The organism is Moorena sp., from assembly GCF_982860115.1.
This window is the reverse complement of the sequence record NZ_CEYLVT010000270.1, coordinates 1-2,830: the sequence shown is the minus strand read 5'-3', so window position 1 is coordinate 2,830 and position 2,830 is coordinate 1. Positions and strand designations below refer to the sequence as shown.

The 2,830-nt window shown below is 45.1% G+C and carries 1 protein-coding gene; it reads left to right on the top strand.

What is annotated here, in order from left to right; genetic code table 11:
• The first annotated feature begins 481 nt into the window (after nt 1–481).
• Nucleotides 482–2,755, top strand: a complete 2,274-nt coding sequence (locus tag AC4II3_RS28660; protein WP_488008792.1) for a TOMM precursor leader peptide-binding protein — start codon at nt 482–484, stop codon at nt 2,753–2,755.
• Nucleotides 2,756–2,830: the final 75 nt, after the last annotated feature.

The window sequence follows — 2,830 nt, the reverse complement described above, 5'->3', positions numbered from 1 at the left end:
ATTACCCTAATAGAGCAACCAGATACAAACCTATCAATTTTTATCTCTAACCGGCTTTACCTCTAACGGGGGGTTAGCTACGGCAATCTGGACTGGTAACGGGCTTTTTATACCTGCCCGTTGCTTAGTCCGATACTTTGGATCAGCCTTAGTTGGATCCGATTGAGTATCGGTACACCTACTCAATCAATTCCACTTCATCAAACCGACTCGATCAAACGGGGCTAGTCAGCTTAAGCTAAGCCCTAGATTTCTAGTTTACCATATCTTGCTTAAATTATAGCAAGCTTAAACTATAGCAATTCCAGTAAGTCTCATCAACTAATCACTAGATTACAGGACTATTGATCTATCGTCAAGGGTTAGCCCCCTAATTCTGCTGCCATAGTTAAGGCTGCTGTGATAATTTTTCTTCCCTGTGCCCTACTCCCTATTCCCTTTGGGATAGTATGCCTCCCTAGAGAAAAAATAAAAAGTAACAATGCTTAACAAACCTATATTTAAACCTTGCTTTCATATCGAAGATGTGGACTCAGTTGGTGTCTTTCTACTGTCCGAGTCAGAATATTTTGTTCTCAATGGTGATCTTTATGAAAAATTAGCTCCTTTAATTGATGGGGAGCATTCCGTGGAAGAGATTATTAACCTGCTGCAAGGCCAAGCCTCCACGGCTGAGATTTACTATGCTTTGATGCTGATGGAAAAGAAAGGGTATATCGTGGAAAACGATCACCCGATGCCCTCAGATATGCCATCAGAGGTAGCAGCGTTCTGGAATTTTCTGAATGTTGATCACACCACAGCCACCAGCCGCTTGCAATCTACTAAGGTTTCAGTAAGGTCTTTTGGCACGGTTCCAACCCAACCCTTGATCGCCATCCTGGAATCACTCAATATTCAGGTGGCTGAAGACGGAGATATTGCTGTTGTATTAACCGATGACTATCTCCAAGTCGGTCTTGATCAGTTCAATCACAAGGCTTTACAGTCCCAGCGTCCATGGATGCTGGTCAAGCCAGTGGGCAAAATGATTTGGATTGGTCCGATTTTCGAGCCTGGAAAAACTGGGTGTTGGGAATGTCTAGCCCAACGGCTGCAAGCCAATCGCCCCGTGGAAGATTTTCTGCGCAAACATCGCCAACCTAACAGTATCTCCACGGCTTTCCCAACCTCTCGCTCTTTACTACCCTCTACTCTAAACACTGGACTAAATCTAGCGGCTACTGAAATCGCCAAATGGATTGTTCAGGGAGACCATCCATCCCTGAAAGGGACTTTGGTCACCTTTGACACCATATCCTTAGAAACCAAAAATCACTCTCTAGTCAAGCGTCCTCAATGTCCTGCTTGTGGCGACTCAGACTATCTAGGAAATAGAGACCCCTTGCCCGTTTTATTAGAAAGCCGGAAGAAAACCTTTACAGCTGATGGTGGACACCGTTGTGTTTCACCAGAAAAAACCCTTCAGCGATACGAACACCACATCAGTCCGATTATCGGAGCAGTTAGAGGAATTAGTAAAGTTTCTAAGTTAAAAAGCGATTTGACCCCTACCTATGTGGCTGGACATAATTTTGCCAGCATGTTGGATAGTTTATACTTCTTGCGGAAACACCTCCGTGGCAGAAGTGCTGGCAAAGGACAGACTGACGCTCAGGCCAAAGCCAGCGCCCTTGGGGAAGCGATTGAGAGATATTCTGGTGTGTTTCAAGGAGACGAAATTCGACGCAAAGGTAGCTACAACACTATGGCGGATGTGGCGATTCACCCCAATGCTTGTATGCTGTTTAGCGATCGCCAATACCAAAGCCGCCAGGACTGGAATCAAAGCTGTCCGAGCTTTTTTCAAAAGGTTCCAGAACCCTTTGATGAGCAACGAGAGATTGAGTGGACACCGATTTGGTCTTTGACTGACAAAACATTTAAGTATTTACCCACAGCTTACTGCTATTACGGCTACCCGAAACCCTCTAAACCAGATTGTTGGGCAGACTCCAATGGTACTGCGGCTGGCAACACCAAAGAAGAAGCAATCCTACAAGGATTCATGGAGTTAGTAGAGCGAGATAGTGTAGCGCTGTGGTGGTATAACCGCCTCAAACGACCAGCTGTGGATTTAGAAAGTTTTAACCAACCCTATTTTACAGCTCTCAAGGAGTATTACCATTCCCTCAACCGTGAACTTTGGGTACTGGATATCACTAGCGATTTAGGGATTCCGGCCTTTGCTGCTCTTTCCAGGAGGATTGATCAACCTGTGGAAGATATTATTTTTGCCTTCGGTGCTCATTTCGATCCCAAAATTGGGATTATGCGATCGCTAACGGAATTAAACCAGATGCTTCCAGCGGTTATATCCATAGCTCCCGATGGCAGCACTAATTACAACTACTCCGATGAGTTAGCTACAGACTGGTGGCGAATGGCTACCTTAGAGAATCAGCCGTATCTGATACCAGATGAAAATACTACTCCAAAACTCTACAGCGATTATCCTCAACTGAGCAGCGATGATCTGCGAAACGATGTTCAAACCTGTGTAGACATTGCTGCCAAGCAAGGTATGGAAACCCTGGTTCTAGATCAAACCCGTCCCGATATTGGACTCAATGTTGTCAAAGTCATTGTCCCCGGTCTGCGACACTTTTGGAAACGGTGGGCTCCCGGAAGACTTTATGATGTGCCAGTACAGATGGGTCAGTTACCAAAATGCCTCAACGAAAACCAACTCAACCCATTTCCGATTTTCTTCTGACAGACAACCTTCAACAAAATAACAATGCTGAAAGACTATCAAATTATTGATGCCGATGGCCATGTGACTGAACCG

Coding starts and splice junctions, on each gene's coding strand:
- AC4II3_RS28660 (WP_488008792.1), top strand. CDS start 482: ATGCTTAACAAACCTATATTTAAACCTTGCTTTCATATCGAAGATGTG.